This is a genomic window from Nostoc sp. NMS7, assembly GCF_017115085.1.
GTDB lineage: Bacteria > Cyanobacteriota > Cyanobacteriia > Cyanobacteriales > Nostocaceae > Nostoc.
The window spans coordinates 12,053-35,943 of the sequence record NZ_JABXKJ010000267.1; the positions used below are offsets into that span (position 1 = coordinate 12,053).

At 41.1% G+C, this 23,891-nt stretch carries 27 protein-coding genes; 14 read left to right on the forward strand and 13 right to left on the reverse strand.

The window, feature by feature from the left end; all coding sequences use genetic code 11:
* The first annotated feature begins 593 nt into the window (after positions 1–593).
* The 6 genes from HWQ38_RS39215 (at position 594) to HWQ38_RS39240 (ending at position 4,782) form a co-directional block, all read left to right on the forward strand.
* A complete protein-coding gene (locus HWQ38_RS39215) occupies positions 594–1,493 on the forward strand; it encodes a YihY/virulence factor BrkB family protein (RefSeq protein WP_292805648.1) in 900 nt (299 codons plus the stop codon).
* Between the two features lie 99 nt (positions 1,494–1,592).
* Positions 1,593–2,099 (forward strand): DUF4112 domain-containing protein, encoded by a 507-nt coding sequence (locus HWQ38_RS39220; protein WP_292805650.1) that lies wholly within the window; start codon positions 1,593–1,595, stop codon positions 2,097–2,099.
* Positions 2,100–2,118: 19 nt separating this feature from the next.
* Complete coding sequence (locus HWQ38_RS39225) at positions 2,119–3,051, forward strand: alpha/beta hydrolase (RefSeq protein WP_292805652.1); 933 nt, start codon at positions 2,119–2,121, stop codon at positions 3,049–3,051.
* Between the two features lie 162 nt (positions 3,052–3,213).
* Entirely contained in the window at positions 3,214–3,345 is a 132-nt protein-coding gene (locus HWQ38_RS39230) for a hypothetical protein (protein ID WP_292805654.1), read from the forward strand.
* A 286-nt stretch (positions 3,346–3,631) separates the two neighbouring features.
* Positions 3,632–3,784, forward strand: a complete 153-nt coding sequence (locus tag HWQ38_RS39235; RefSeq protein ID WP_292805816.1) for a hypothetical protein — start codon at positions 3,632–3,634, stop codon at positions 3,782–3,784.
* Between the two features lie 332 nt (positions 3,785–4,116).
* Positions 4,117–4,782 carry a class I SAM-dependent methyltransferase gene (locus tag HWQ38_RS39240; RefSeq protein ID WP_292805656.1) on the forward strand — a complete coding sequence of 222 codons (666 nt, stop codon included), beginning with the start codon at positions 4,117–4,119 and terminating at the stop codon, positions 4,780–4,782.
* Positions 4,783–4,896: 114 nt separating this feature from the next.
* On the opposite strand, the gene HWQ38_RS39245 is transcribed toward HWQ38_RS39240, so the two are convergent.
* A complete protein-coding gene (locus HWQ38_RS39245) occupies positions 4,897–6,561 on the reverse strand; it encodes a fasciclin domain-containing protein (RefSeq protein ID WP_292805658.1) in 1,665 nt (554 codons plus the stop codon).
* Between the two features lie 335 nt (positions 6,562–6,896).
* Complete coding sequence (locus HWQ38_RS39250; RefSeq protein WP_292805660.1) at positions 6,897–7,049, reverse strand: hypothetical protein; 153 nt, start codon at positions 7,047–7,049, stop codon at positions 6,897–6,899.
* 77 nt (positions 7,050–7,126) lie between these two features.
* On the opposite strand from HWQ38_RS39250, the gene HWQ38_RS39255 reads away from it, so the two are divergent.
* The 4 genes from HWQ38_RS39255 to HWQ38_RS39270 all read left to right on the forward strand — a co-directional run bounded on the left by HWQ38_RS39255 (position 7,127) and on the right by HWQ38_RS39270 (position 10,434).
* A complete protein-coding gene (locus HWQ38_RS39255) occupies positions 7,127–7,339 on the forward strand; it encodes a hypothetical protein (protein ID WP_292805662.1) in 213 nt (70 codons plus the stop codon).
* A 345-nt stretch (positions 7,340–7,684) separates the two neighbouring features.
* Positions 7,685–8,737 carry an aldo/keto reductase gene (locus HWQ38_RS39260; RefSeq protein ID WP_292805664.1) on the forward strand — a complete coding sequence of 351 codons (1,053 nt, stop codon included), beginning with the start codon at positions 7,685–7,687 and terminating at the stop codon, positions 8,735–8,737.
* 114 nt (positions 8,738–8,851) lie between these two features.
* A complete protein-coding gene (gene dps / locus HWQ38_RS39265; protein WP_292805666.1) occupies positions 8,852–9,424 on the forward strand; it encodes a DNA starvation/stationary phase protection protein Dps in 573 nt (190 codons plus the stop codon).
* 293 nt (positions 9,425–9,717) lie between these two features.
* The gene (locus HWQ38_RS39270; RefSeq protein WP_292805668.1) at positions 9,718–10,434 is read left to right on the forward strand and encodes a pirin family protein; all 717 of its coding nucleotides are present in this window, start codon (positions 9,718–9,720) and stop codon (positions 10,432–10,434) included.
* A 39-nt stretch (positions 10,435–10,473) separates the two neighbouring features.
* Here HWQ38_RS39270 and HWQ38_RS39275 read toward each other — a convergent pair whose 3' ends face one another.
* Positions 10,474–10,650, reverse strand: coding sequence for a hypothetical protein (locus tag HWQ38_RS39275; protein ID WP_292805670.1), 177 nt, complete (start codon positions 10,648–10,650; stop codon positions 10,474–10,476).
* A 425-nt stretch (positions 10,651–11,075) separates the two neighbouring features.
* On the reverse strand, positions 11,076–11,390 hold the full coding sequence (locus HWQ38_RS39280) for a tetratricopeptide repeat protein (protein WP_292805672.1): 315 nt from the start codon (positions 11,388–11,390) through the stop codon (positions 11,076–11,078).
* Positions 11,391–11,674: 284 nt separating this feature from the next.
* Here HWQ38_RS39280 and HWQ38_RS39285 point away from each other — a divergent pair, with 284 nt between their 5' ends.
* Positions 11,675–12,397, forward strand: a complete 723-nt coding sequence (locus HWQ38_RS39285; RefSeq protein WP_292805674.1) for a class I SAM-dependent methyltransferase — start codon at positions 11,675–11,677, stop codon at positions 12,395–12,397.
* An 8-nt stretch (positions 12,398–12,405) separates the two neighbouring features.
* Here the strand turns inward: HWQ38_RS39285 and HWQ38_RS39290 are convergent, their stop codons facing one another.
* From HWQ38_RS39290 to HWQ38_RS39300, 3 genes are all read right to left on the reverse strand, one after another.
* Positions 12,406–12,963 carry a DUF202 domain-containing protein gene (locus HWQ38_RS39290; RefSeq protein ID WP_366933405.1) on the reverse strand — a complete coding sequence of 186 codons (558 nt, stop codon included), beginning with the start codon at positions 12,961–12,963 and terminating at the stop codon, positions 12,406–12,408.
* A 345-nt stretch (positions 12,964–13,308) separates the two neighbouring features.
* Positions 13,309–13,971 (reverse strand): hypothetical protein, encoded by a 663-nt coding sequence (locus tag HWQ38_RS39295; RefSeq protein ID WP_292805676.1) that lies wholly within the window; start codon positions 13,969–13,971, stop codon positions 13,309–13,311.
* A gap of 94 nt (positions 13,972–14,065) precedes the next feature.
* Positions 14,066–14,761 carry a cadmium resistance transporter gene (locus tag HWQ38_RS39300; RefSeq protein WP_292805677.1) on the reverse strand — a complete coding sequence of 232 codons (696 nt, stop codon included), beginning with the start codon at positions 14,759–14,761 and terminating at the stop codon, positions 14,066–14,068.
* A 337-nt stretch (positions 14,762–15,098) separates the two neighbouring features.
* Between HWQ38_RS39300 and HWQ38_RS39305 the strand changes: the two genes are divergently transcribed.
* On the forward strand, positions 15,099–16,082 hold the full coding sequence (locus HWQ38_RS39305; protein ID WP_292805679.1) for a LysR substrate-binding domain-containing protein: 984 nt from the start codon (positions 15,099–15,101) through the stop codon (positions 16,080–16,082).
* A gap of 172 nt (positions 16,083–16,254) precedes the next feature.
* Here HWQ38_RS39305 and HWQ38_RS39310 read toward each other — a convergent pair whose 3' ends face one another.
* The 5 genes from HWQ38_RS39310 to HWQ38_RS39330 form a co-directional block, all read right to left on the reverse strand.
* Complete coding sequence (locus HWQ38_RS39310) at positions 16,255–16,623, reverse strand: pentapeptide repeat-containing protein (RefSeq protein WP_292805681.1); 369 nt, start codon at positions 16,621–16,623, stop codon at positions 16,255–16,257.
* Complete coding sequence (locus tag HWQ38_RS39315; RefSeq protein ID WP_292805683.1) at positions 16,613–16,930, reverse strand: hypothetical protein; 318 nt, start codon at positions 16,928–16,930, stop codon at positions 16,613–16,615. The genes HWQ38_RS39310 and HWQ38_RS39315 overlap by 11 nt, the downstream gene beginning before the upstream one ends.
* A 438-nt stretch (positions 16,931–17,368) precedes the next feature.
* Positions 17,369–17,899: a hypothetical protein gene (locus HWQ38_RS39320; RefSeq protein WP_292805686.1), complete on the reverse strand. Its 531-nt coding sequence runs from the start codon at positions 17,897–17,899 to the stop codon at positions 17,369–17,371.
* A gap of 166 nt (positions 17,900–18,065) precedes the next feature.
* Positions 18,066–18,653, reverse strand: coding sequence for a hypothetical protein (locus tag HWQ38_RS39325; RefSeq protein WP_292805689.1), 588 nt, complete (start codon positions 18,651–18,653; stop codon positions 18,066–18,068).
* A 202-nt stretch (positions 18,654–18,855) separates the two neighbouring features.
* Positions 18,856–20,208 (reverse strand): OB-fold nucleic acid binding domain-containing protein, encoded by a 1,353-nt coding sequence (locus HWQ38_RS39330; RefSeq protein WP_292805692.1) that lies wholly within the window; start codon positions 20,206–20,208, stop codon positions 18,856–18,858.
* A 395-nt stretch (positions 20,209–20,603) separates the two neighbouring features.
* Between HWQ38_RS39330 and HWQ38_RS39335 the strand changes: the two genes are divergently transcribed.
* Positions 20,604–21,563: an SGNH/GDSL hydrolase family protein gene (locus tag HWQ38_RS39335; protein ID WP_292805695.1), complete on the forward strand. Its 960-nt coding sequence runs from the start codon at positions 20,604–20,606 to the stop codon at positions 21,561–21,563.
* A gap of 75 nt (positions 21,564–21,638) precedes the next feature.
* Here the strand turns inward: HWQ38_RS39335 and HWQ38_RS39340 are convergent, their stop codons facing one another.
* Positions 21,639–22,739, reverse strand: coding sequence for a response regulator (locus tag HWQ38_RS39340; RefSeq protein WP_292805698.1), 1,101 nt, complete (start codon positions 22,737–22,739; stop codon positions 21,639–21,641).
* Between the two features lie 638 nt (positions 22,740–23,377).
* On the opposite strand from HWQ38_RS39340, the gene HWQ38_RS39345 reads away from it, so the two are divergent.
* On the forward strand, positions 23,378–23,503 hold the full coding sequence (locus HWQ38_RS39345) for a hypothetical protein (protein ID WP_292805701.1): 126 nt from the start codon (positions 23,378–23,380) through the stop codon (positions 23,501–23,503).
* Positions 23,504–23,891: the final 388 nt, after the last annotated feature.

A 23,891-nucleotide genomic window follows, 5' to 3' on the forward strand; every position in this document is an offset into this window, starting at 1 on the left:
ATGTAGATAGCTATACTTTTTGACATCCTCCCCGCCGTAAACGGTCGGGGATTCCTAAGACTCACGGCTTAGGTTTCTGTTTCATAGCAACCGCCTCCACCCCCTAAGAGGATTTGGTCTTATGTTCGCTCCACAGACTTTACGACTGCGTGTCCCGCAGCAACTTGAAATTGATAAAATGTTCAGGTGTTTTGTAACTTAAGGGTGTTTCCATTGCCTCTCGTTCTTATCCCAGTCTGCCGTCTTTTCTGCGCCGTCGATAGTCTTCTACCGAACTTTGGTGTTAGGCTTTCTGTCTCCGATGTCTGGGTGGGTCAACGACGACTTCTAACTCTACCACGATACCTCTAATATAAAGCCGTTCTTAAAGGCGTTGCCCTGAGCTTGCCGAAGGGACGGGGTTTTAAACCCATTTTTCTGATAAAAACGAAAATTTTAGTCCACTTGAGTGGACTTTCGCTATTAGCCCAGAACTTCAGTTCTGGGCGGGATGTCGGATGAGATGCCCAACCCACAATAGTTTTACTTACAGGTAATATGCAACTTTTATGTCCAACACCTTACCCTTGAAACCCACTCCCCATTACTAAATCATGTCAAAGCCTCGTTTTATCCGCTTTTTTCGCCACCTCAATTGGCGCACACTCAAAAAAACTTTTACCAGGACAACCGAAAGACGACTTTTGGGACTCGCCTCGGAAATCGCCTTCAATGCCATGTTATCGCTGTTTCCAGCAATTCTTGCTTTCATCACAGCTATTGGCTTATTAGCAGAATCTTTGCAAGCCACCTTTAATAAACTGGCGGTTCAACTAAGTCAAGTTCTACCTGAACAAGCCCTGGAGCTGATTCGTGATTTTGCCACCACAGAAATTACCAACTCCAAAAACAGTAGTTTGTTTTCTCTGAGCTTTATATTAGCAATTTGGGCTGCTTCTGGGGCGGTGAATACTGCTATGACAGCCCTCGACCAAATCCATCTAATTCCTCCAGAAAAGATGCGCCCCTTTTGGAAAGCCAAGCTCGTCTCTCTGGGATTAACAGTCGGTACGATGTTACTTTTAGTGCTGGCTTCTTTTTTAGTGTTTACCAGCGATTGGCTCTTGGGAATAGTAGTGCGCGAAAATGGTTCTTTGATCTTCTTGGTGCATCTTTGGCAGTTGTTACGCTGGCCTTTAGCTTTAACTATTGTTGCTGTCGCCTTTGGCTTTGTCTATCGCTATGGACCAAGCCAGTGGAACTCAGGCACACCAATGATGCCTGGAGCAATTTTAGCAGCTGTTTTCTGGGCAATATTGTCTGCCCTATTTCGGCTTTATGTAGCGAATTTTGGCAACTATAATAAAGTCTATGGTGCTGTAGGGGCTGTGATAGTTTTAATGCTCTGGTTGTGGATGAGCGCTGCTGTGGTGTTAATCGGCGAGCAGTTGAATGTGACTGTGGGCGAAGATATGCGCCCAAAAGCACAGTCAGAATCTCCTGAAAAATATTAATTTGTAAATATAGCTAAAATCTCTGAGGAAATTTTTGCAAAAGCTCAGTAAACAAGTCAAATATATAACGATTCAATACAAAGTTCGCGATCGCCTATTATGCCTGATTCTTCTCCTCGATTTTCGATGATTGAAGCTGATACGAAAGCACCCACCTTGAAGCGCCTGCGTCAGTTAAGTCGGCTGCTGGATAATGTTATTACCATTCCTGGTACAAAGATTGGTTTTGGTCTTGATCCAATTATCGGACTAATACCTATTGGTGGTGATTTTTTGGGAGTTATGTTTTCTAGCTACATCATCTTAGAAGCGGCGCGGCTGGGTGTATCTAGAGCCACCTTAAGCAAAATGGTTTTGAATGTGATCATTGATGGCTTAGTAGGCGCTGTCCCAGTTTTGGGAGACTTGTTTGATTTTGCCTGGACAGCTAACAGTTATAATATCAAGTTATTGGAAGAGTACTTAAAGTTTCCCAGCCAGCAAAGGAGTGCAGACAGGTGGTTTATCTTTGCCGTTTTTGCTGGATTGTTGCTAATCTCCATTGTTTTAGTAGCATTACCCGTCATATTAATTAGAATCCTGTGGAACGCCTTAACTGGCACTTAAATCATTTATTGATAACCGAATGAAAGATTGGTGGCAAGCTACTTTTCCTAAAGGGCGGCAAAGTCTAGTTATTACTGATGGTAAAGGCTATCCTGTACAAATTGCTTATGGCGAAAAAGGTAGAGGTAAACCGTTAATTTTATTACATGGCATGGGTAGTTGGAGCTATAATTGGCGGCACAGTATAGAACCATTATCTAAATATTATCGAGTAATTTGTTTTGATGCCAAAGGTTTTGGTTTTTCCGAAAAACCAGTGTTTCGTAGAGAAGACAACGGTCATCAAGTTATTGAGTTTCAAAGAATTATTCAGGCATTATGCGATGAACCCGCAGTAATTGTGGCTGAATCTCTGGGGGGATTAGTTGCCCTTGCCCTTGCTCAAGAAAATCCGCAATTAATCGGGCGGCTTGTAGTAGTAAACGTACCTGTTTTTACTGAACATCTACCCCATTGGGCTATGTGGTTACTTGCCCAAACGCCCCTGGAAATAATGCAAACAATTGACTCCTTACGTCTGGCATATTTGTTTGCACCCCTATTTAGAGAAATTATGGCAATAGAAAGACGTAGGGTATTATTTGATCCGTCAATTTTGACACAAGAAGATGTCTATTGGATAACTTACCCATTTATTGATCTGCCGGGTACGGTTGCAAAAGTCGCCGAAGAGTTACAAATAGCAGCGCGAGAAATTGAGAATTGGCAATTAAACAAGCCTAATATGCTTACCCAAATTCAAAATAACCTGAATGCGATTAAGTGTCCTACACTAGTTTTGTGGGGTGATCAAGATAGTTGGTTTCCTGTTAGTCATGGTGAAAAACTGCATCAGCATATTCCCAATTCTAAATTACAAATTTTGTCTAACTGCTGTCATGATGCCTCAACTGGTGCTTTTGAGGAGTTGAATACAGCGATTCTTAAGTTTTTACAAGATACTGACTTCTAAAGACAGTTCATGTTTTGATAGAAGCATCTCAATTAGAAATCGCTAAATAAAAAGAGAGTGAGAGGAAGCATATCAGTCAGCTTTCAAACTCCCACTCTGCCATTTGCCGCTGAAGTGAACAGGAATGTATAGAGACGTTGCCCGTTATTTGGGTGCTAATGCGTGTTTCAACAACAACGCCCAGACGCATTTAATATTCCTGTTGCAGCAAATGCCAAACCTGATTATTCATATTTATCTGCTGATAAAAATACTTTGCAAATAATTGGTATAGATAGTTTTTTATTTTTGTAAATCACTTAATAGATTGTGTTTTAGAAAAGGAATTTGCTTACGTGATAGCCATTGATAACAAAACCCTTGAAGTCGTTTATCTTTTACAATTTAACTTGGTTAATCAGAATCGGGTTGCCATTTTGGCAGGTTTTTAAATTTTCTCATTACTCGCCTGTTGCAGCACCGTCGCCTTCTCTTGCTTTTCTGGTGGATACTGTGTGTGATACTTGGATCATCTATGATAATTCTGGGTCTGAACCTCTATTAGTGGCTGCATCAAATATCAATCAGGAAACAATTATCTATGAACCCCAAATCTGGAATCAAATTACAACCAGGGAATAAAGCGCAAATTCCCCTAACAGAAATCCATCAAAAAATTGATGGTGGTGTCAAAGCTGCTGTTGCTAAAGCTATTGAAAGACACCGCCGATTAGGAGAATCTATTAGCATTTGACAAGATGGGCAAGTTGTGACATTAACCGCCGATCAAATTCCTCCTCTTGATTCAACTGTTAGTCATGGCGAATGATAGTTAAACCATATATACAGATTTAATTAAATGGGCTAACAAATCTTCGACTTCCTGATGATGGCGTTAGCTACAATGATTATGTATAAAAGCTTTGGCATTTTTACACCTAGGTTTAATTGCCTAGTATGCCAATTCAGGAGTCAGAATGAATTCTGTACGACGAAGACGACAGAGATTAAGCTGACTGGGGATTCCTAATAAACTACTATTGGGCGATAGTATAACTGTAGATTCTTTCAATTTTCTGAGCTACCATGCCAAAACAGTCTATAGGTCTTGATAACCAACTCTATAATTACCTTTTATCCGTTTCGCTGCGGGAACCGGAGATTCTTTTGAAGTTGCGCCAAGAAACCGCCAGCCATCCCCGAAGTGGAATGCAGATTTCACCAGAACAAGGGCAGTTTATGAGACTTTTGGTAGAGTTAATTGGAGCGAAGAAAACCCTGGAAGTTGGAGTGTTTACGGGTTATAGCTCACTTTCTGTAGCTTTGGCACTACCGGCTGATGGGAAAATTATCGCTGCTGATGTGAGTGAAGAATTTACTGCGATCGCCCGCCGATATTGGCAAGAAGCCGGAGTTGCTGATAAAATCGATCTGCGCTTGGCACCAGCTTTAGAAACTTTAGATCAGCTGTTGGCAACTGGGCAAGCCGAGACATTTGATTTTGCCTTTATTGATGCCGATAAAGAAAATTATGATGGATATTACGAGCGATTGCTACAATTGATCCGTCCAGGTGGATTGATTGCTATTGATAATGTTTTATGGTCGGGAAAAGTTGCTGACCCGCAATATCAAGATGAAAGCACCCAAGTTCTCCGGGCGCTCAACGAAAAGTTACATCATGACGAACGTGTTACCCTTTCCCTTGTCCCCATCGCCGATGGACTTACTTTAGCCATCAAGCGATCTTAAGTATAGTTTCAACCTAACTTACTCAGGAATTACGCAAACAATAGCCGAAAAGAATGATTTTCACGTAGGGGCAATTCATGAATTGCCCCTACCGCGTGTTCTACTTCTATTTAATTAGAAGTTGTAGCCAACTCCGAATAGTACCCCTACATCAGTATCATCCAGAAAAGCAGCATTTACACCACCTGTGAGCGTAAATTTAGAACCGAGAGGAACGTCTACACCACCAGTTAGCAGTAATCCAAAATCAGTATTGTTATTAGCTGCAATTGCTACACCAGCACCTACGTAAGGAGATATAGTATAGGTTCTTTCGCCCACCGAACCTGCTATCTTGGGAGACCAATCTAAAGTCAAGGGAACCAGAAATAGTGTATTATCCCCAAATATTACCGATGGTCGTACTGATATATTGCGTGTCAGACCAACTTTGCTGATGACTGCAAAGTTGCCGTCGCTCAGAGCTCTATCGTTGCCGAGCAAACCAATGTTACCAGCAACTCCGATATAGCTTCTGCCACCACGAGTAGCTCTACCTGGCTCAACATTAGGCGTGTTTGCTGTTGGTGGTTGATTTAACTTACTGATGTTAACATCAGGCGGGATCAGGACTTGGTTAACTGCATGGATAATACCATTGCTAGCTTTGATATCCGGCTGGATAACTCTGGCATTATTCACCTCGACTTGATTGTTAGCGCGATCGATTTTAATATTTACAGGTCTATCTTCATAGGTTTTCAGTTCCCCATTCGTCAGTTGACTAGCAGTTACTGCTCCAGGAACCACATGATATCTCAAAATCTTAATCAATGCTTCTCTGTTTTCTGGTTGCTGTAACTGCTGTAGGGTAGCAGCAGGCAAAGCAGCAAATGCTTCATCGGTGGGAGCAAAAACTGTATAAGGCCCAGGCTGTTGAAGAATATCTGCTAAACCAGCTGTCTTTAATAAAGAAGTCAGAGTTGTCAGAGAACTACTGGATGCAGCAAGAGAAACAATATCGCTACCGGTTTGAGTTCCACCGACAATATACTGACTAGCTGGAAGATTGCTCGCAATCGGTTGTATCCGTCCCTGTTTAGCTAAAGCTTGATATAAAAGTGCCGCAGCTTCAGCACGAGTCAAGGGCTGTTGCGGATTGAGTTGTTTTATATCTGGATAATTAACAACAAGATTAGATTGGGTTGCTGCTGTCACACTATTAACAGCATAGTTCGGAATACTTGAGGCGTCAGTGTAGTAGGTGCCCAGATCACTACTTGCTCCAGTAGTGCTAACAGTCAAACCCAAACCATTTGCTAAAGCAACGATCCCCTGCACTCTCGGAATTTGTTGATTTGGTAAAAACACGTTCCCAGGATAGCCTGCCAAAAATCCAGTTTCGTAGGCGCTCTGAATTGCAGAAGCCGCCCAATAGCCAGTAGGAACATCACTAAATCCACCTGCGCTTAATTGCCGAACTCGGTTTTGGCTCCCAAAAGCTTTTTGAATTAGGGCGGCAAATTCAGCACGAGTCACAGCTTGATTCGGTCTAAAGGTGCCATCAGGAAAGCCTGCAATCACGTTATTGTCAGCTAGGGCTTGAATGAAGGGACGCGCCCAATAATCTGAGGAAACATCAGACAAGTTAACTGTTGAAGTAGGCGCTGGTGTGGCAGATGGAGGAATATTTTGAGATGAAGCTGGGAGAGAAATTAGGATGGGAGTTATTGTCGCGGCTGTCATTCCCAGAACTATTAAAGCAACCCTTGCTGATGATCTACCAAACAAACTAGACATGGAAATATCCTCTTTTCAAATTCTTGGATTGACTATTGGAAAATACTGAATGCAAGGTTAAGTGAATACAAATATCCAGATGATTGTTTAGTTTGCCCCGCAAGGTAAAACATAAATACAACCTTTAACTCTGGAAAATTCAAATGGTGGACATTATGAGTAGCTGCTCTGACATCTCATAACATTTATCCAAATCTTTACCAAACATAGTATAAGATTCGTATTGGATTTTTAAAGAACCGCAGATAGCACTAATCAGGATAAGCAGCTATCCTTTGGTGATCTCGTAGGTTGCAACAATAAAGATACTTAATGCCAGCAAGAGATTTTATCAGTTATAAAATCCCAGTCAAGCAGTAGGATAATTGGCTTTTAATAGCCGTTTCTTCATAATTGCCCAAGAGGGTTAATGCCGTCAAGCTCAATATATCATGATCTTTAGCAAGATTTAAGAAATAAAAGGTGTCTTGGCGATATGATATATTCATAATCTATATATCCAACTTATAAAACTAACTAATGGCTGAATCTAGAGGGAGAAGTTTCACTCTTTAGATAGTTGTCGATGATGGTAAATTTTAAAATATTAGACTGGAAAATAGCGATCGCAATCAAAAATGTCGGGCATGATTACGACGTGGATCGCGTAGAATTGTTTCCCACATCGTCAGCAGCTAGAAGCGCAAGTGGTGTTCCAACCCCCAGAACTTGGGGAAGTTCGCCGCGTGCAATCAGGGCAACGATAATTATGGTTTTAGACAAAGCTGTACTAAGGTGATTAATCCTTTCTCCAGCATAGGCGTAAGAGCGATCGCCTTGATTCTCAAAAAGAACCTCAACCGATTTTATTCTACTTTCGGGTGAACTGGGACTTACTTAAGTAAAAGTTGCTGCCCAGATCCGCGACTCTTCAAGAAATCGGGAATCTAGATTCTGAGATTCATTATTATATAAAGATGCGTTTGTCCTGCATCTTTATATAACTTCATAGTTTACAAACATCCTCTTACATAGCACGACAATCCAAATAAGGGCTTGTCTTCAAACATCACCCCCGGTTTCCAGTTATCATACCTTTGGAATGGTATTTGCTTGGTTTTTTTTCATTAATGAGAAAATATTCATGAGATACAAACTCTTGGGCAAAAGCGGGTTAAGAGTCTCTGAACTCTCCTTGGGAACCATGACCTTTGGTGAAGATTGGGGTTGGGGTGCATCTGTTGACGAAAGTCGTAAAATGTTTGATAGCTATGTAGAAGCAGGGGGTAATTTCATTGATACCGCGAATGGTTATACCGATGGTAGTAGTGAAAAAATTGTCGGTGAATTGATTGGCTTAGAACGAGAACGCTTTGTAGTTGCGACAAAATATTCCTTTCCCTTGCAGATGAATCTGAAGAAGGGCGATCCTAACGCCAGTGGAAACCATCGTAAGAATTTAATTCAGTCTTTAGAAGGTAGCCTGAAACGGCTGAATACCGATTACATTGATTTATTCTGGTTGCACGCTTGGGATTTCACAACACCGATTGAAGAAGTCTTGCGATCGCTTGATGATGTAGTCCGTCAAGGTAAAGTACTTTATATCGGTATTTCTGACACACCTGCTTGGATCGTTTCTCAAGCAAATACCATCGCCCAATACCAAGGATGGACGCAGTTTGTCGCCCTGCAAATTGAATATAGTTTGATTCAGCGAACACCAGAACGTGACTTGCTACCGATGGCCAAAGCCTTTGATTTAGCAGTAACACCGTGGTCGCCTTTAGGTGGTGGTGTGCTGACAGGTAAGTATAATCAGCCTCCTCAAGAGGGTAGCGAACAGGCGCGATTAGCAAATGCAGCCTTAGGAACTATTTCCGAACGGAATTTAGCGATCGCTCAAGTTGTCAGTGAAGTTGCAGCCAAAATTGGACACACACCTTCACAGGTAGCATTAGCTTGGTTACGCGCTCAAAGTGGTGTGATTATTCCGATTATTGGGGCACGTAAATTAACGCAGTTACAAGATAACTTAGCTTCAATAGAAGTCAGCCTCTCGCCAGAACATTTGCAACGTTTAAATGAAGTGAGTCAAATTGAACTGGGTTTTCCCCATGACTTTTTACACAATGATGATATTCGCGATCGCCTTTTCGGTGGTACATTCAATACTATAGAAAACCATCGGATCTGATTAATAGTCATAAACCTTAACACATTCAGACGTTAATTCAATCTGCCGTCAGAGAGTTTCGCAGACCCAAACACTCTTTGTAAAGTTAGATGTAAAAGGTATTAACGTAGAACCATGATCGACAACACCATTTCATCACGTCTGTTCCCGACCCGGATTGACATTCCCGCCGAAGCGCGAGTGCAAATCGTGGTACTTCTCAACCAAACCTTGGCAGCTACTTCGGATCTGAAAACCCAAGCAAAGCAAGCGCACTGGAATGTTAAAGGAACTGACTTCTACCAGCTACACCTATTATTTGATGAACTTGCTACTGAGTTGGAAGGGTACATCGATCTGGTAGCTGAACGCGTCACAGCTTTAGGCGGATACGCTTTCGGAACAGCCCGCGCCGCAGCTAGTAATTCAATTTTGCCAGAATATCCTTTAGATATTTTGGATGGCAAAGACCACGTAACAGCTCTGTCAGATCGTTATGCACTCTATGCTAAACATCTGCGGGAAGCGATCGCTAAAACTGATGAATTAGACGACCTAGATACAGCCGACCTTTACACCGAAATTTCCCGCACCATTGACAAACGACTCTGGTTCTTAGAAGCTCATCTACAAGTAGCAGAAATTAAGGCAGAGAATAGCAAAGCGGCTACTATTACAACTCAAAAGATCCCTGCTGGTGTAAAATAAGCACTTCTGAAATAAAGTAGCTTTTCTTAAATCTAATAGTATGTTTTTAGTAAGTACGTCACTTTTAAGTGCGTACTTTTCATTTATATGTATATACCTTACTATTGAAATAGTTAAAAACTAGGTCGGAAAACTCAAAAATATCTTCGACAAGTGATACATCAAGGTTGATACTTCAACTTCAATAAGCTAGTCGGTTACTGAAAAGGTATGCTAATTCCATTCAATTCCTAACTCTTGTACAGACGCGATTAATCGCCTCTCTAAATACTCATTAACAACAAGGTAAATATATGTCTCAAAATACAATTAGCCATCTAATTCATGATAGAAACGCCCGTGGTCACGCTAAAATGGGCTGGCTCGATAGTTATCACACATTTTCCTTCGGTAGTTTTTACGATCCCAACCGCATGGGATTTCGCTCTCTGCGAGTGATTAACGACGATCGCATCGCCCCTGGTGCTGGGTTCCCTACGCACAGCCATCGTGACATGGAAATCCTCACATACGTCTTAGAAGGTGCTGTAGAGCATAAAGACAGCTTGGGTACTGGATCGGTGATTCGTCCCGGCGATGCACAGATTATGAGCGCTGGTACTGGAATCAGCCACAGTGAATTTAATCCTTCACCAGACGAACCACTACACTTACTACAAATCTGGATTCTTCCCGATGAAGAAGGATTAGCGCCAAGATACGAACAAAAAGCTTTTCCTCTGGAAGAAAAGCAAGGCAAACTCCGCTTAATTGCTTCTAAAGATGGGCGCGATGGTGCTGTGACAATTCACCAAGATGTTGATTTATACACATCTGTTTTAGAGTCAGGTGATGTTGTTACTTATCAAGTCAAACGCGATCGCTATGCCTGGTTACAAATAGCGCAAGGCATAGTTAACCTGAATGGCGAAGAACTCAGAGCCGGCGACGGAGTGCAAATCAACGGCGAAGAACAGCTAGAAATTAGCACCAACATCGGCGGCGAAATCTTGCTTTTCGATTTAGGCTAATATCTCTTTTCTCTGTTAAAGGCTCATTTAGATGAGCCTTTAACTCAGAATATTACGTTTACGAATTAAGTATGTTTGCGTGTTCCGTGAAGGCAAAGAAAATCCTGGAAATGCTAGCAGAACGTCTGAAAGTGATTGGTGTAAATCTAGATTATTTGGTTTAGAATGTGCTTCGGGGTAAATTATGGCGATCGCAATCTCCGACAACCAAGCCACAAATCTAAAAAACTGGTGAACGAGTATCAAAGACTCTCGCGCAAGTATTAAAGACTCGCTCACGAGTATCAAAGAACTCGCCGACGAGTATTAAAGACTCTCCCGCGAGTATCAAAGACTCGCTCACGAGTATTAAAGACTCTCCCGCGAGTATCAAAGACTCGCCGACGAGTATTAAAGACTCTCGCACGAGTATCAAAGACTCGCCGACGAGTATCAAAGACTCGTGGATGAGTCAGCTTAACGCAAAAGGGGCGATCGCTTACAGGAATTCTTCAAAATAGGCGACAGATGCCAACCTGTAAAACCAGATTACAGGAGTTTTTATGTATTTGAACCATATCTGCCGTAAGGGCACAGCATTGCTGTGCCCCTACATCGTGGTATATTTACCTGAAAATAGCTGTAAATTTCAACTTTCTTAATTACGAATTACGAATTAAATCTTGCACTCTCGCCACCACTTGCCCTAATCTCTCAGCATCAGGAGATTGGATACGCTGCAATATCTCCAAGGCTTGCTGCAAATAATCTAGTGCTTGATTGTAATCGCATTGTTGTTCTGCTATACCCCCTAACCACCACAGCGTCATTGCCTTACCTCGATCATTGCCAATTGGTTCTTTGAGGGCAAGAGATTGTTCAAAAAGGTTGATCGCTTCGTTAATTTCTCCGCTATTGGCTTTGAGTATTCCCAAGTGTTGATCTGCAAGTAACTCCAGGCTTATTTTAAACAACATCCCAAGGCAATTTCTCAGTCTTCCTATGCTCTATCTTCTTAAAGCTTCGTTATGCTTTACATCAAATCGTAATTTTCGCTCTCAAGACTGAAGCATCAGCAGTGGGAATAGGTAATATCAATTCTGTATGAAGATGCGTCGATAGTGCAAGAAATAAAGAACGAACCGCTTTACATTTAATACCGTCCGTAGCGGTGCGCTGGCAATGAAAACATAGAACTTATTGCTTCCACTTTGTCTACACTAGAACTGGATTAAAGTACTTAAAAACTAATAAAAACCTAATGTCTAAAAAGTCCGATTCACAGTTCCAAAATCTCTTTACTTCACACAAATCAAGCAACTGGGATGAAAGATTAGGCCAAGTAGCCTATCGCTTTAACCGAGAATATCAAGGTGAAACCTTTGAACTCCCAACAGAAGTACAGGCGATGCCAATATTCCGCGAGTGGATTGCTGGGAGTTTCTCAGGGAGAATTGCTTCCCCTTTCTGGGAAATTGCTAAACCTCAAAAAAACCAGCACTGTATAGATATCGGCTGTGGTATCAGCTTTTTAATTTATCCTTGGCGGGATTGGCAAGCGTTTTTTCATGGGCAAGAAATCAGTAATGTGGCACGCGATACCCTGAATTCCCGTGGGCCGCAGTTGAATTCTAAGCTGTTCAAAGGTGTTGAGTTGGGAGCAGCTGATCAGTTAAACTATTCAGCAGAGCAATTTGATCTGGCGATCGCCACCGGATTCAGCTGCTATTTTCCACTCGAATACTGGGATGCTGTAATGGCAGAAGTCAAGCGGGTGTTAAAACCAGGTGGACATTTCGTGTTTGACATCCTCAACCCAGAACAGCCTTTAGCGGAAGATTGGGCAGTTCTAGAAACCTATTTGGGGGCTGAGGTGTTTTTAGAGCCTTTGGCTAAGTGGGAAAAAACGATTAAGGCCACTGGTGCTAAAGTAATAGCGCAGAAATCAGGGGAATTATTCGAGTTGTATAAGGTGCGGTTTTGAAAATACTATTACTCAGGGATAAGTGGACTCATTGGATCTAAAGAAGTTGTAAAAACAAAATAGATTACCCCAGTTCCGAGAATCATTACAGCGAGACTGAACAGCAACACCCAACGGTCAGTTGGTTCATAAGTATCTTCTTCGATATGACGACGGACAGCGAAATAGTGTGACGTTGAGAGCCATACTGTGATTAAACCCACCAGCGAGAAGACTAAACCTAACTTCCAGCCGTTGCCAGGACGGGGTATCAAAGGTACTTGGAAAGCACGTAAACGCACGATGACGACACCAAAACCTAAAAGAGCGATCCCTGTCCGCATCCAAGCGAGGTAAGTACGCTCATTTGCCAAGTGATCTCGGACTCTGGAAGGATTCAGCCGTCCTGGCTTTTTTTTATCTTTATCTTCTTCTGTAGGTTTCAATTGTAACTGCATTAATAATACCCTTATCCCCAAAGCGGCTCTTCTTACAAAAATGCGAAGGTAGTAGGAAATCTCCTTCCAGATGACTTGCACCAAGCGCAATAGTCGCGCTACTGAAATATGCCTATTGTGATTGTACATTTTTTCAAAATTTATTTTCATGCAGATATCGAAATAAAACAAGCCTGACCGACTAATTCGTAATTCGTAATTGATGGTACAGAGCAACTGTAAGTAATAAAGGGTCATAAAGAAAACAGCCAAGATCAGAGAGGCTTTTTACCAGTGCTTGTCCTGTTTTGCCTCTGATTTTGGCTGTCACCCTATTTAAATTGAGAACAATAGACTTCTTGCATAAATCAAAAAAAGAACCCCACCCCGCCTTCGACTTAGGTCAAAGTCTCCCCTAAGAGCCGGCGGGTGGGGTGTTAGGGGACTTTTGCAAGAGGTTTAAACATTCAAAATAATAGACTATGCGCTTCTATTTCAAGATTTCTTGGTAGGCGCATTGGGAACTCGTGTATCTATTAGAGCCTGTGATATATCTGGGATAAACCAGTTAGCCTCTTTGCTGTTAAGAACTTTCACAGTCGGAACACTCAATTCAATTGCAGCAGTAGCGGGATTCGTCTTAATCACTAACTGAGTTCCATCAAGTATCTTGAGAGCAACCGGCCCAGTCAATTCTTCACCTTGCCCATTCGGACTAGAAGTGAAATTTGCTACCTCCGCATCATTCGCTAGATAAATGCCATCACAATCCCAGTTATTTTTAGTGGACTGACCATTAGCTAGAAAATACAGACCATTCTCGTATACGGCATCTTCATTGTCTTCATCATTTGGTCTTTTGCCATATACTGCTATAGTATTACCTGTTTGGTTGTCGCATTGACCCCAGTTGATTCCCGTTTCTAAAGCATATTTTTGCAGTGTTAATTCCTGGATTCGGTTTTGAATTTCTTCTGGTGTGAGACCTTCAACTTGAGTTTGGCTATCTTTTGTCTGAGAGAGTTCCTTAAGAGCTTTAGTGACTTCGATATAGTCAGGGTTTTTGCTAAACTTTGGTCGATCAGCAAAAGAAGGTTGAGCAAAGGCTAGATTAGTAAAAATCATCAAGACAATTAGCAGAGATTTCCAGATTTTCATGTTTCGATTCCTGTTAAGGGGTAATATATTTTACAGTTTGGCATTCATTGTGACCAGAAAATTCATCATGCACCTGTTTTTAGATACTTAATTTTTATTGTTCTTCACTCGACGGCTGAGTATTGAAACCTAAAATCAATGAAAATATATAACTGGAAACTACAGATAAAAGAGTCCAAGTAACATTTTCGGTAACAATAAATACACCTAATCCAATTAAGATACAAGGCACAAAACTGTTGCCATTTTCCGTTAAAAAGTCTGCGATCGCAGGCAAGTAGGTTAACTTATAAGCGGCATAACACCACACACCCACTAGCGAAAAGAATACACTTAGTATTACCAGCAGACTATCTAGTTCAGAATTGGCGAACAGGGGCACATAGACGCTGATATTATCACTACCATTCGCAAAGGCGATCGCAGCTACATTGCAGGTTTGCGGAGAGATAAAACTGCTAATTATAGAGGGACAAGACGGCTCGGCTTCTTCTTCGGCTTTCTCTGCTGAATCCTCTTCACGTTTTAGTAAACTACTCATACCAATGATTATTGGCATTAAGCCAAGTAGTCTAATCCAGTCCTGCGGTATGATTAGTCCACCGAAGAAACCGGGAAGGCTAGCAATGATCAATGCAGCAAAACCGAGATACTGACCAGCAAGGATGTGACGACTACGGAACGTTTTATTTATTTGTGAAAAAAGCAGCGTCAGAATCACAATATCATCAATGTTGGTGGCAGTGAATGCGGTAATCCCTGTGGTAATTGCAGTTACTAAATCGCTCATTTTTGGAAGTCCTTATTTTCATGCTTGGGCATTGGGCATTGGGCATGGGGCATGGGGCATTGGGCATGAGGCATTGGGCATTTGTATGTACTGAGCATTTCCAAAGTATTAGGCATTGGATACTCCGCTTCTCCCCCTTGTCCCCCTTGTCTCCCTTGTCTCCCACTCTGCGGTCAGCTAAAGCTACATCCCCCTCATCTCCTGCTCGTTTAGTTCTGTGCCGAAGCCTTGATTTATACTTTAGTCAAATTAACCGATAGAATCAAATGCTTTTATTTGTCAGAATGATAAATGAAAGTGATTAAAATTTTGACACCAAGTTATAGGGATACCATAAATGGCAGGAATGACGCTTGAGCAGCTAAAAATCTTTCAGGCTGTGGCGCAGCACTTACACTTTACTCGCGCAGCAGAGGAGCTTTATATTACACAACCTGCCGTCAGCGCCGCAATCCACAACTTAGAGCAAGAATACGGAGTGAAACTATTCCATCGGATTGGTCGCCATATCGAGATTGCTGAGGCGGGTAAATTATTGCAAGTGGAAGCGCAGAAAATTCTCGATCAAGTTTCCTTGACTGAAAGGGGATTGCGAGAATTGAACAATCTGCAACGGGGTGAATTGAAATTAGGGTCGAGTCTAACAATTGGTAACTACTGGCTACCAAGTAAGATTAGTGAGTTTAAGAGCCGATATCCCGGTATCCAGATTAACTGTAGCCTTGCCAATACAGACGAGATTTGTGTAGGAACGGCGACCGGACAGTTTGATTTAGGTTTGGTGGAAGGAGATGTGAAGCCAGCGCTTCAGAATACTCTAGAGTACGAAATAGTGGGGAGCGATCGCTTGCAAATTGTCGTAGGTAAAAAACACCCTTGGTTTGAGTGGGGAGAAATTGATTTAAGCCAATTGACTAAAACCCTTTGGGTGATGCGAGAACCAGGTTCTGGAACCCAGCAAAGGTTTGAGGAAGCTTTACAGAATTGGGGAATCAATCTCAGTGAACTGGATGTGATTTTAGTATTCAATAGTGGAGAGATGACAAAAGCCGCGATCGAAGATGGTGTCGGTGCAATTGGAATTTCTGAGTTGATGGTAAAAAAAGAAATCCAGTTAGGAACTCTACGCGCTATTCGAGTTATTGATAACAGAGAGGGCAACGGTGCGATGTCTACGGCAGGCTATGCCTACGCAGAAATCGTTCGACCTTTTTTCAAACTTAAACATCGTCAGCGTTTTCAAACTGCTCTTTCCAAAGTCTTTGAACAAATGTTGATATCTTCTATGGTAGATGGCTCACATCAAGATATATTAAAATAAGTTATTTAAAGTAATAGCTTATCCTTTAGGACACGCTACGCGATCGCCAATTTAATCAGAAAGAATCGAGGCGTTAGTCATACAGTATTCATGCTGAATTCTGTACGACTAGCGGATGAATTGAAAAACGCTGTAATCTCAAATCCGCTTGCAGGCGAGTCCAAAATCCCCTTCAGACCTTCTGCATATTTCTACTGATCGGGTCAAAACCTCTAGAAAACCGCGTGCTTTCATCGTAGTAAGCGCCAGTCAGATTCGCTCCATACAACTTGGCATAGTTGAGTTTGGCTCCCCGGAGATTTGCTTCATTCAGTTTGACACCGCTCAAATTAGCTTTGGTCAAGTTCGCTTGGGCTAAATTAGCTCTACTCAAATCTGCTCCCCAGAGTTTAGCTTTAGCTAGGTTAGCTCCACTCAAGTCAGATCCCCATAAATTGATTCCAGGCAAATAAGCTCCAATCAGCTTGTCCCGACTTAAATTGATCGCTGGAAAATATCTTTCCCCGGCGGCAAAACGCCTTTTTAATTCTTCAGCATTCATGCGACGCGTTGACCTTCCTTAGCAATACAGAAGTTATTTGTTCCCATTCCTGACTTAGTTCTCCTAAAAATTCTGGCTGACCACTGCGTTGATACCAAAAACGGGCATTGTTCAAATCGCCTTCTTTGCGGTGCAGGTAAGCATGAATCCGGGCACTATCGGCATCGCTGGCATTTGCAACTATTTCATGAGCTTTGCTCCAATCACCTTTCTTGTCATACCACATTGCTTGCAGTCCTTTTGGCAGTGTCTGAGGACATGGGCGCTGCTTTTCGATCAATTGCAGGAATTCCTCTGTATTCACCATCGCCACCCAACAAGAATCAAACTTCTATTTCTAAGATACTCCTCAGCTTGAGGTTAAGGGGAGTAAGAATTTTAGATTTTAGACTTTCCTGCGGAACGCTACGCGAACGGCGTGAGCGCTCAGTCGAACGCTTTTGGATTAAAGAATTGAAATTTAATCCAAAATCGTCAATCCCTTTTAAGTAGAGCGGTGTGAATAATTCAAGGTTTGTAGTCAGGACTTTACTCCTCATTTGAGGGCTGTTCGCGTTGGCGGAGCCTCTCGTAGAGAAGCGTTCCCGCAGGGTAGCCCTCTCTACGAGACCCTTCTCTACGAGACGCTACGCGTAGCTTGCTTCCACGAAGTGGTACGGCAAGCTCAGGGCATCGCGCTACGCGAACACTACGAACTCATCTCAAGATTTTTTACATTACTTAATCTACTTTGATTTATTCTCGCCTACTTAACTCGAATAAGTTCAAACTCGAAAGTACTGATCAAACGGTCATCAATATAGACCTCTATTCTATGCTTACCAACCGGATCGCCAGCAGCGATCGTCCAAAAATTCTCAATCACACCCCCTGGAGCCGACTGTGTGCGCCGTATCACAGATGTAGTGCCGTCTGCTGATATTGAGAAGTTTTCACCGTTATCTGTACCCCAACTTTCTGGAGGTTTTGGTAAACGTAAGACTTCGCGCCATTTCACTTCACCTTGGTAATCTTTGAGTTTAATCCGCCAGCCGTAGCTTTTTCCTTCCTGAAGTGGCACTCTTGTTGTCTGGAAAATGCTAACGTTACCTTTGGAGTCAACTCTCTTCAGCCCAAACTCGGCGGTACTAACAGTAATCTGTTTTGTATGCGTTGGCGCAGGAGATGATATAGGATTTTCTAGTAAAACAGAACTAGCGTTGATTGGCTGACAACCTATGACCCCAGATATTAGCCAAGAAGAAGCTAGCACAATAGTAGTAAGCCAAATTCTCATTAGTATGTTTTTCCTGTCAAACTTTAGTACTTATTCAAGTAATTTGACATATTTTCCGGGTCAAGGTGATCTATGGTTGGACAAAGATGAAATTGCGAGAGTGAATCTGGCGGATTTAACCGATAAAATCACCGTAAAAAGTATACTTGAGTCAAAGATCAACCTTTCAAATTAACCTTCCCTCAAACTTTGATCCATCTTGATGAGATAAAAGTTTTTCAGTGCTGTGATAACTTCTTCGCCATTTTTCGAGCTGATCTATAGATATTGATTTAGATGTGACGTTCACACCATTTCCTCGCCAAGCAAGTTCTGAATCTGTTGTGAAAACCCCGCACTCTAATTGATCTAGCCTCATATTCCAATATTCACTAAATCGTCCTTTTAAAGTTATAACTTGCTCAAATACCTTATTTCTGTGTTTATTTCTTCTTTTTCTTTCTGTCGCTCCGGTTGCTTCTGTATCAATAAACTTAGTTTCAATTAAAAACAGACTACCTTTAAAGGTCAGGAAAACAAAATCACACTTCCCTAAATCTGTATAATCTGAAATTGGGGATTTTTCAAATAACAGCAATTCAGCGCACGAGGGAAACAACTCTTTAATATTCAGAAATAAATAAGCTTGCAATAGAAGTTCCTTATCATAAGGAAACAGAATCACTCCTTCAAAAAATTTTTGAATGTCCTCATGAGTTTGCGGTTGAATTTTTTTACAGTATGAAACAAATTTCTGTAGCTCGTTTACGATCATCAAGTTCTAACTCCTTCCCCCGGTCGCAGCCTTGAGGGTATTAGCATAAAAAGATACCACTCCCTCAAGGAAAATATCATCCGCATAAGTAACTAAAAAAACTATGAAGCTCTTGCATATTTAAGGCTATTTACTGTTGACAGTTGGGTAAAACTAATTTTTAACCTGTTTTTCAGTATTAATAGACTTTTTACTCCTGGTGTCAGCTACCAGTCAGCGATTTTAGATGAGCAGTAAAACTGGCGTTTTGCAAAGCTTGAACAGTTATTCTAGAATCTTGTACGCAAAATTGCCAACCCAAGCGAACAAGTTTACGAGAATTTTCAGTTTGGATAATTCCAATCACTGGCATTTTTGCCTTTTCTTTGTCTCCTGACTGTTCTTGCAAAATTGTTTTCAAGTGATGTAGGTAATCGATATTATTTGCTTGCTGCGGATTTAACTCCACCATCACCATTTGTACTGTTTCCACCGGTTCTGCATCTTCAAGAATAAATTGAGTTTGTTCGTCGCGTCGATCTACTTTTCCCCAAATAATCAATCTAGTATCAACTACGAGTAGGGAACTAATGCGTTCATAGGTTTTAGGAAAAACTACAGCTTCGGTTTGTGTAGTTAAGTCTTCTATTTGCAAAATTGCCATCTGATCGCCTTTTTTAGTAACCACTTTTTTGACATTATTCAATATTACAACTGCACAAAGCCTTATTTCTTCCTTTTGTTCGCCCAGTTGCGAAAGGTTAATTGGAGTCAAAAGTGGTGCTATTTTTCGTAAGGATTTCAGGGGATGATCTGATACATAAAAGCCTAATAATTCTTTCTCTTTCTGCAACTTTTCCTGTGGGGTAAAATCCATTACAGGTTGAGATTTAGGAGCAGTTTCAAAGACATTATTTGCTCTTTTATTCTGAGTCGAAGAAAATCCGTCGCCTAATAAATCCAAGAGATTCCCTTGACCACTAGCTCTGTCTTTAGCGCGAGATTGTGCCCAATCATACACTAATTCTAAGTCGTTAATTAACTGTTGGCGGTTGGGTTGAATTTTGTCAAAGCCTCCACAGTAAATCAGTGACTCTAGAGTGCGGCGGTTAACAGCCCGTAAATCGACGCGATCGCAAAAATCAGCAAGGGATTTAAATTCTCCTGTCTGATCTCTCGCCTCCAAAATACAGGCGATCGCATTCTGTCCCACGTTACGCACCGCCGAAAATCCAAACAGAATTTTTCCCAATGTCGGCGTAAAATCAACACCAGAACGATTAATATCTGGCGGGTCTATGGAAATAGCCATATTTGTACAGTTAGTAATATATCTCTGTACCTTATCGGTATCACCACTGTTAGCCGTTAACAGCGCCGCCATATATTCTAATGGGTAATTAGCTTTTAAATATGCTGTTTGATAAGTTACATAACCATAAGCAGTCGAATGGGATTTATTGAAACAATTGGAAGCTATTAAGCCATTTTTGACCGCAAAATTATGGTCACGCTCAACCCCAATGTCATAGACATTTTCTTTACCTAAATATTTACGTGTGGCTATTTTGATCATCCTAACCTATCCCCGAAAAAAAAAATTGCTAAATTAATTAATTGAGAAAATAATCAAAATTGTAGCTGTATTGATACCTATAATACAAAATTATATCACTAGAAAACACTGCTATACTTTTGCACAAAACTAGCCAAAATATATCAAAACTTTGGTAAACTCTTAGATAGACGGTTAATAGCCGTATAATTGCTGTTTTTAAAGTTTATTAAATACATTCCAATAGATATTAATCCGGTTAGTCAGATGCCTGGGGAGTGGAAAAGAAGCTCTTGAACTCTTAGCTGGGGTAAAAAAGTTTACCTTTGAGTACTCCGCCCCTCTGCTTCTTTCCAATGCCCAATGCGTCAGTTACTATCGTTAAAAAGCAACTCAGTATAAGAGGGTGTCGGTAGGTGAAAGTAGCGCTGATCGTAATTTTGGCGGTAGTTGTAGGATTGTTTGTGGTAGTCGAGATCGGACTGCGATCGCTCTTTGGCTTTGGCAATCCCCTGATTTACATTGGCGATGAGCAGATTGGTTATTTATTGGCTCCTAACCAGCATACCCGTCGTTTTGGTAATCGCATTGAAATTAATCAGTATTCGATGCGAGGTAGTCCGATCAAAAAGACACCTGCACCTTCTGGGCTGCGAGTTTTACTGTTAGGTGATTCAATTGCTAATGGCGGCTGGTGGACAGATCAGACTAATACAATATCCAGCCTGATGATGCGTTCTCTGGCATCATCCACTAATAGTAATTATCAGGAAGTAGAAGTATTGAATGCTTCAGCTAACTCTTGGGGTCCAAGGAACGAATTAGCTTATTTACAGAAGTTTAGCAATTTCAACGCGCAAGTAGTAGTGTTATTAATTAATACTGATGATTTGTTTGCTACTCCTCCCACCTCTTTCCCGGTAGGACGCGATCGCAACTATCCCGATAGTAAACCTCCCCTAGCATTAGTGGAAGTGTGGCAACGTTATATCGTCAAACAAAAGCCAATTCCCGAAATGAAAGCAGTGCATAATGAAGCAGGCGATCGCATTGGGATTAATCTGGAGGCGATCGGCAAAATTCAAGCCTTGAACCGCCAAACCAACAGCCAATTTCTACTAGTCATGACTCCCTTACTGCGAGAAATTGGTCAACCAGGCCCCCGCGATTATGAAATTAAAGCCCGCCAGCGCTTAAACGATTTTACCAAAGCAGAGCAAATTAACTATATAGACTTTTTACCGATATTCAATTCAACCACCAACCCGCAAGGTTTATATCACGATCACATTCACCTCAACTTGCAAGGTAATAAATTTGTCACTGAAGTTATGGAGCGATCGCTTTTGGAAATACTGGCGAAGATGTCAATATAATTCATAATTTATAATTAATAATTCCTAATTTCAAGAGCGTGTGAGCTTCTGAACTATCCATTTTATATTAGTAAATTAAACAATATGCTGAAAGATCACTTTTAGTAAATCTCCTTGTGTAAAAGGCTTAGTTAAATAGCCAGATGCTCTGACCATCCTAGCTTTAGCTCTATCTATAAACCCGACTTTTTCTGACACCATAATCACAGGTGTATTTTTAAAATGTGAGTGTTTACGCAGCAAAGAGCAGAGTTCATATCCATTTAAATTAGGCATCGAAATATTCAACAAAATTATGTCGGGTTTTATGCGAATAATCTGCATTAAAGCCTCTAAAGAATCATTGACTCCGACAACAGAAAAGGTTTGCTCATCTAAATAACTTTTAATATCATTTAATACCGTCAGACTGTCATCAATACAGAAGATTGTGTAGATTTTTTTGTCAGCAGGCGGTTGGATGATTCCCTGACCCCTATGTTCATTAGTATTAATCGGGTAGGCTGCTGGTTTATAGCCATTTGTTCTAGGTAACTCTGGTGTAGTTTTGACTTTAGGTTGTAGCTGATTTATTTGGAACAATTGTGAGGGGTGCGATTGAGAACTTGGCGATGTCTGACGATAAACCGCTTCTCTTTCAGAGACGCCAACGCTTCGGGGCGTTTGACATCGTTCAACTAATAAGCGGAGATTTAGATGGCAAAACTTTGGCATGTCATCCAGAAAGCTTTCTGGAATAAATTCATAACTCCCTTCTTCTAAGTTCAAGAATGACTCTAGAACTTCTAGCGCCAATTGTTCTATCAGTATCGCCGCTTGAGAGGGACTGATATACTTCTGATTGACTAACCAGCAAATAGCCAGATAATCTGGGTTTGGTATTGCCTGATTCTCAATACCAGTTTCAAATATCGCGCGTAACTGTTCTTTGATTCCGTCAGGGAGAGTAGAAATTTGCTGACTCAAACGTTGCAAATTCCTGTAAAGCGGCTCAAACATTTTTTCTGAGTAGCAGGCATAAATTAGTTTACCCTCGTCCATATATATTGACCAAGAGCCTGACGTGCTAAACACCTGCAAACAACCAGTAACCGACTTACCAGTGATTTTTTTCAACAGAGATAAAGGCTGGAGCTTTTGGAAAAATCTGTATCTACTAATCGGAAGTGTCTTCATTGGAATGGCTCTGGAATAAAATTAATATTTGCAGGCAAAATTAATGAATTACCTTTTCGCAATTCACCGCGACTTTCTTGGAAGTACTTTCAGATAAATATAGCGGTAACAATTGAGTTAGTACAGAGATTCCACACCCCCCAACTCTTAATTCACCAATCTCTGTTAAGCTATAATCCACGAATTACAACTAAACCAATTCATGTTATTGCCCAATAGCAAAATTGCCCGACTGGTTGCCAGGATATAGTATTTCAAAAATTAGATTGGTTTTCTGTATCTTTCGCTAATCTAGCCAATCTAACAATAACTCAAGTGCCACGCACAGACAATTGGCTCTCGCCCATCAGTCACAAAAGCATCATTGTTATCCGTATTTGTCAGCCTAAAATTGTAGATACTTTAGTTCTCTTGCAAAATTTTTTTTACCCCTAATGCTAAAGTCTGGGGTGATCAAAATCTACTGTAATGTAGACAGAAATGGCTCTCAATCAAGGCTTTTAGCCTATGTTTTTCTAGCCGTAACGTAGGTGGTTGGGTACTTTTCCAAGAAGTTTCTTCTTGAGGAGAACTTCATCAAGAGAAAAAGTATTATTAAAAACTAAGCATTCCAAAAGTTCAATATCTTACTTAAGTTTGTGATTGTAGAGCAACTTTTAGTGTTGGGATTGGGCAAAATTATCACTTGCACAACAAACAAGAATGCTAAACCTCCGACCAAGGATGAGTTAGCTGATAATTGCCGCCATGATGGTATGTGGTGAGATGCACAGGCGACCAAATCAGCAGAAGGGAATCTCTTCATAAGTACTGGAAACGGGTTCTAATGTTGTGTGGGGCTAAATAAGTCACCCTGCACAATTTGGAGTGACAAATTCAAGAACTAATAGCGATGTTCTTGATTGGTAGTACAGACCTGCAAAATAGCTATTTTCAGCTAGATGGTAGATAAGAAGTAACGTACTCACTAAAATTCAGGTTACTATAGTTTTCAAAAAAGTTAGCAGAAATATATAAACTTCATGATAAATAAGTAAAGTAAACATGAAAACTAATTAATAGCATCTTCCAGATAATTGTCATAAATATTTATTTTTTAGGATGTCCGGTAAGGCTGAAAATGTACAGTAAAAGATAATTTTGGATGGTTAT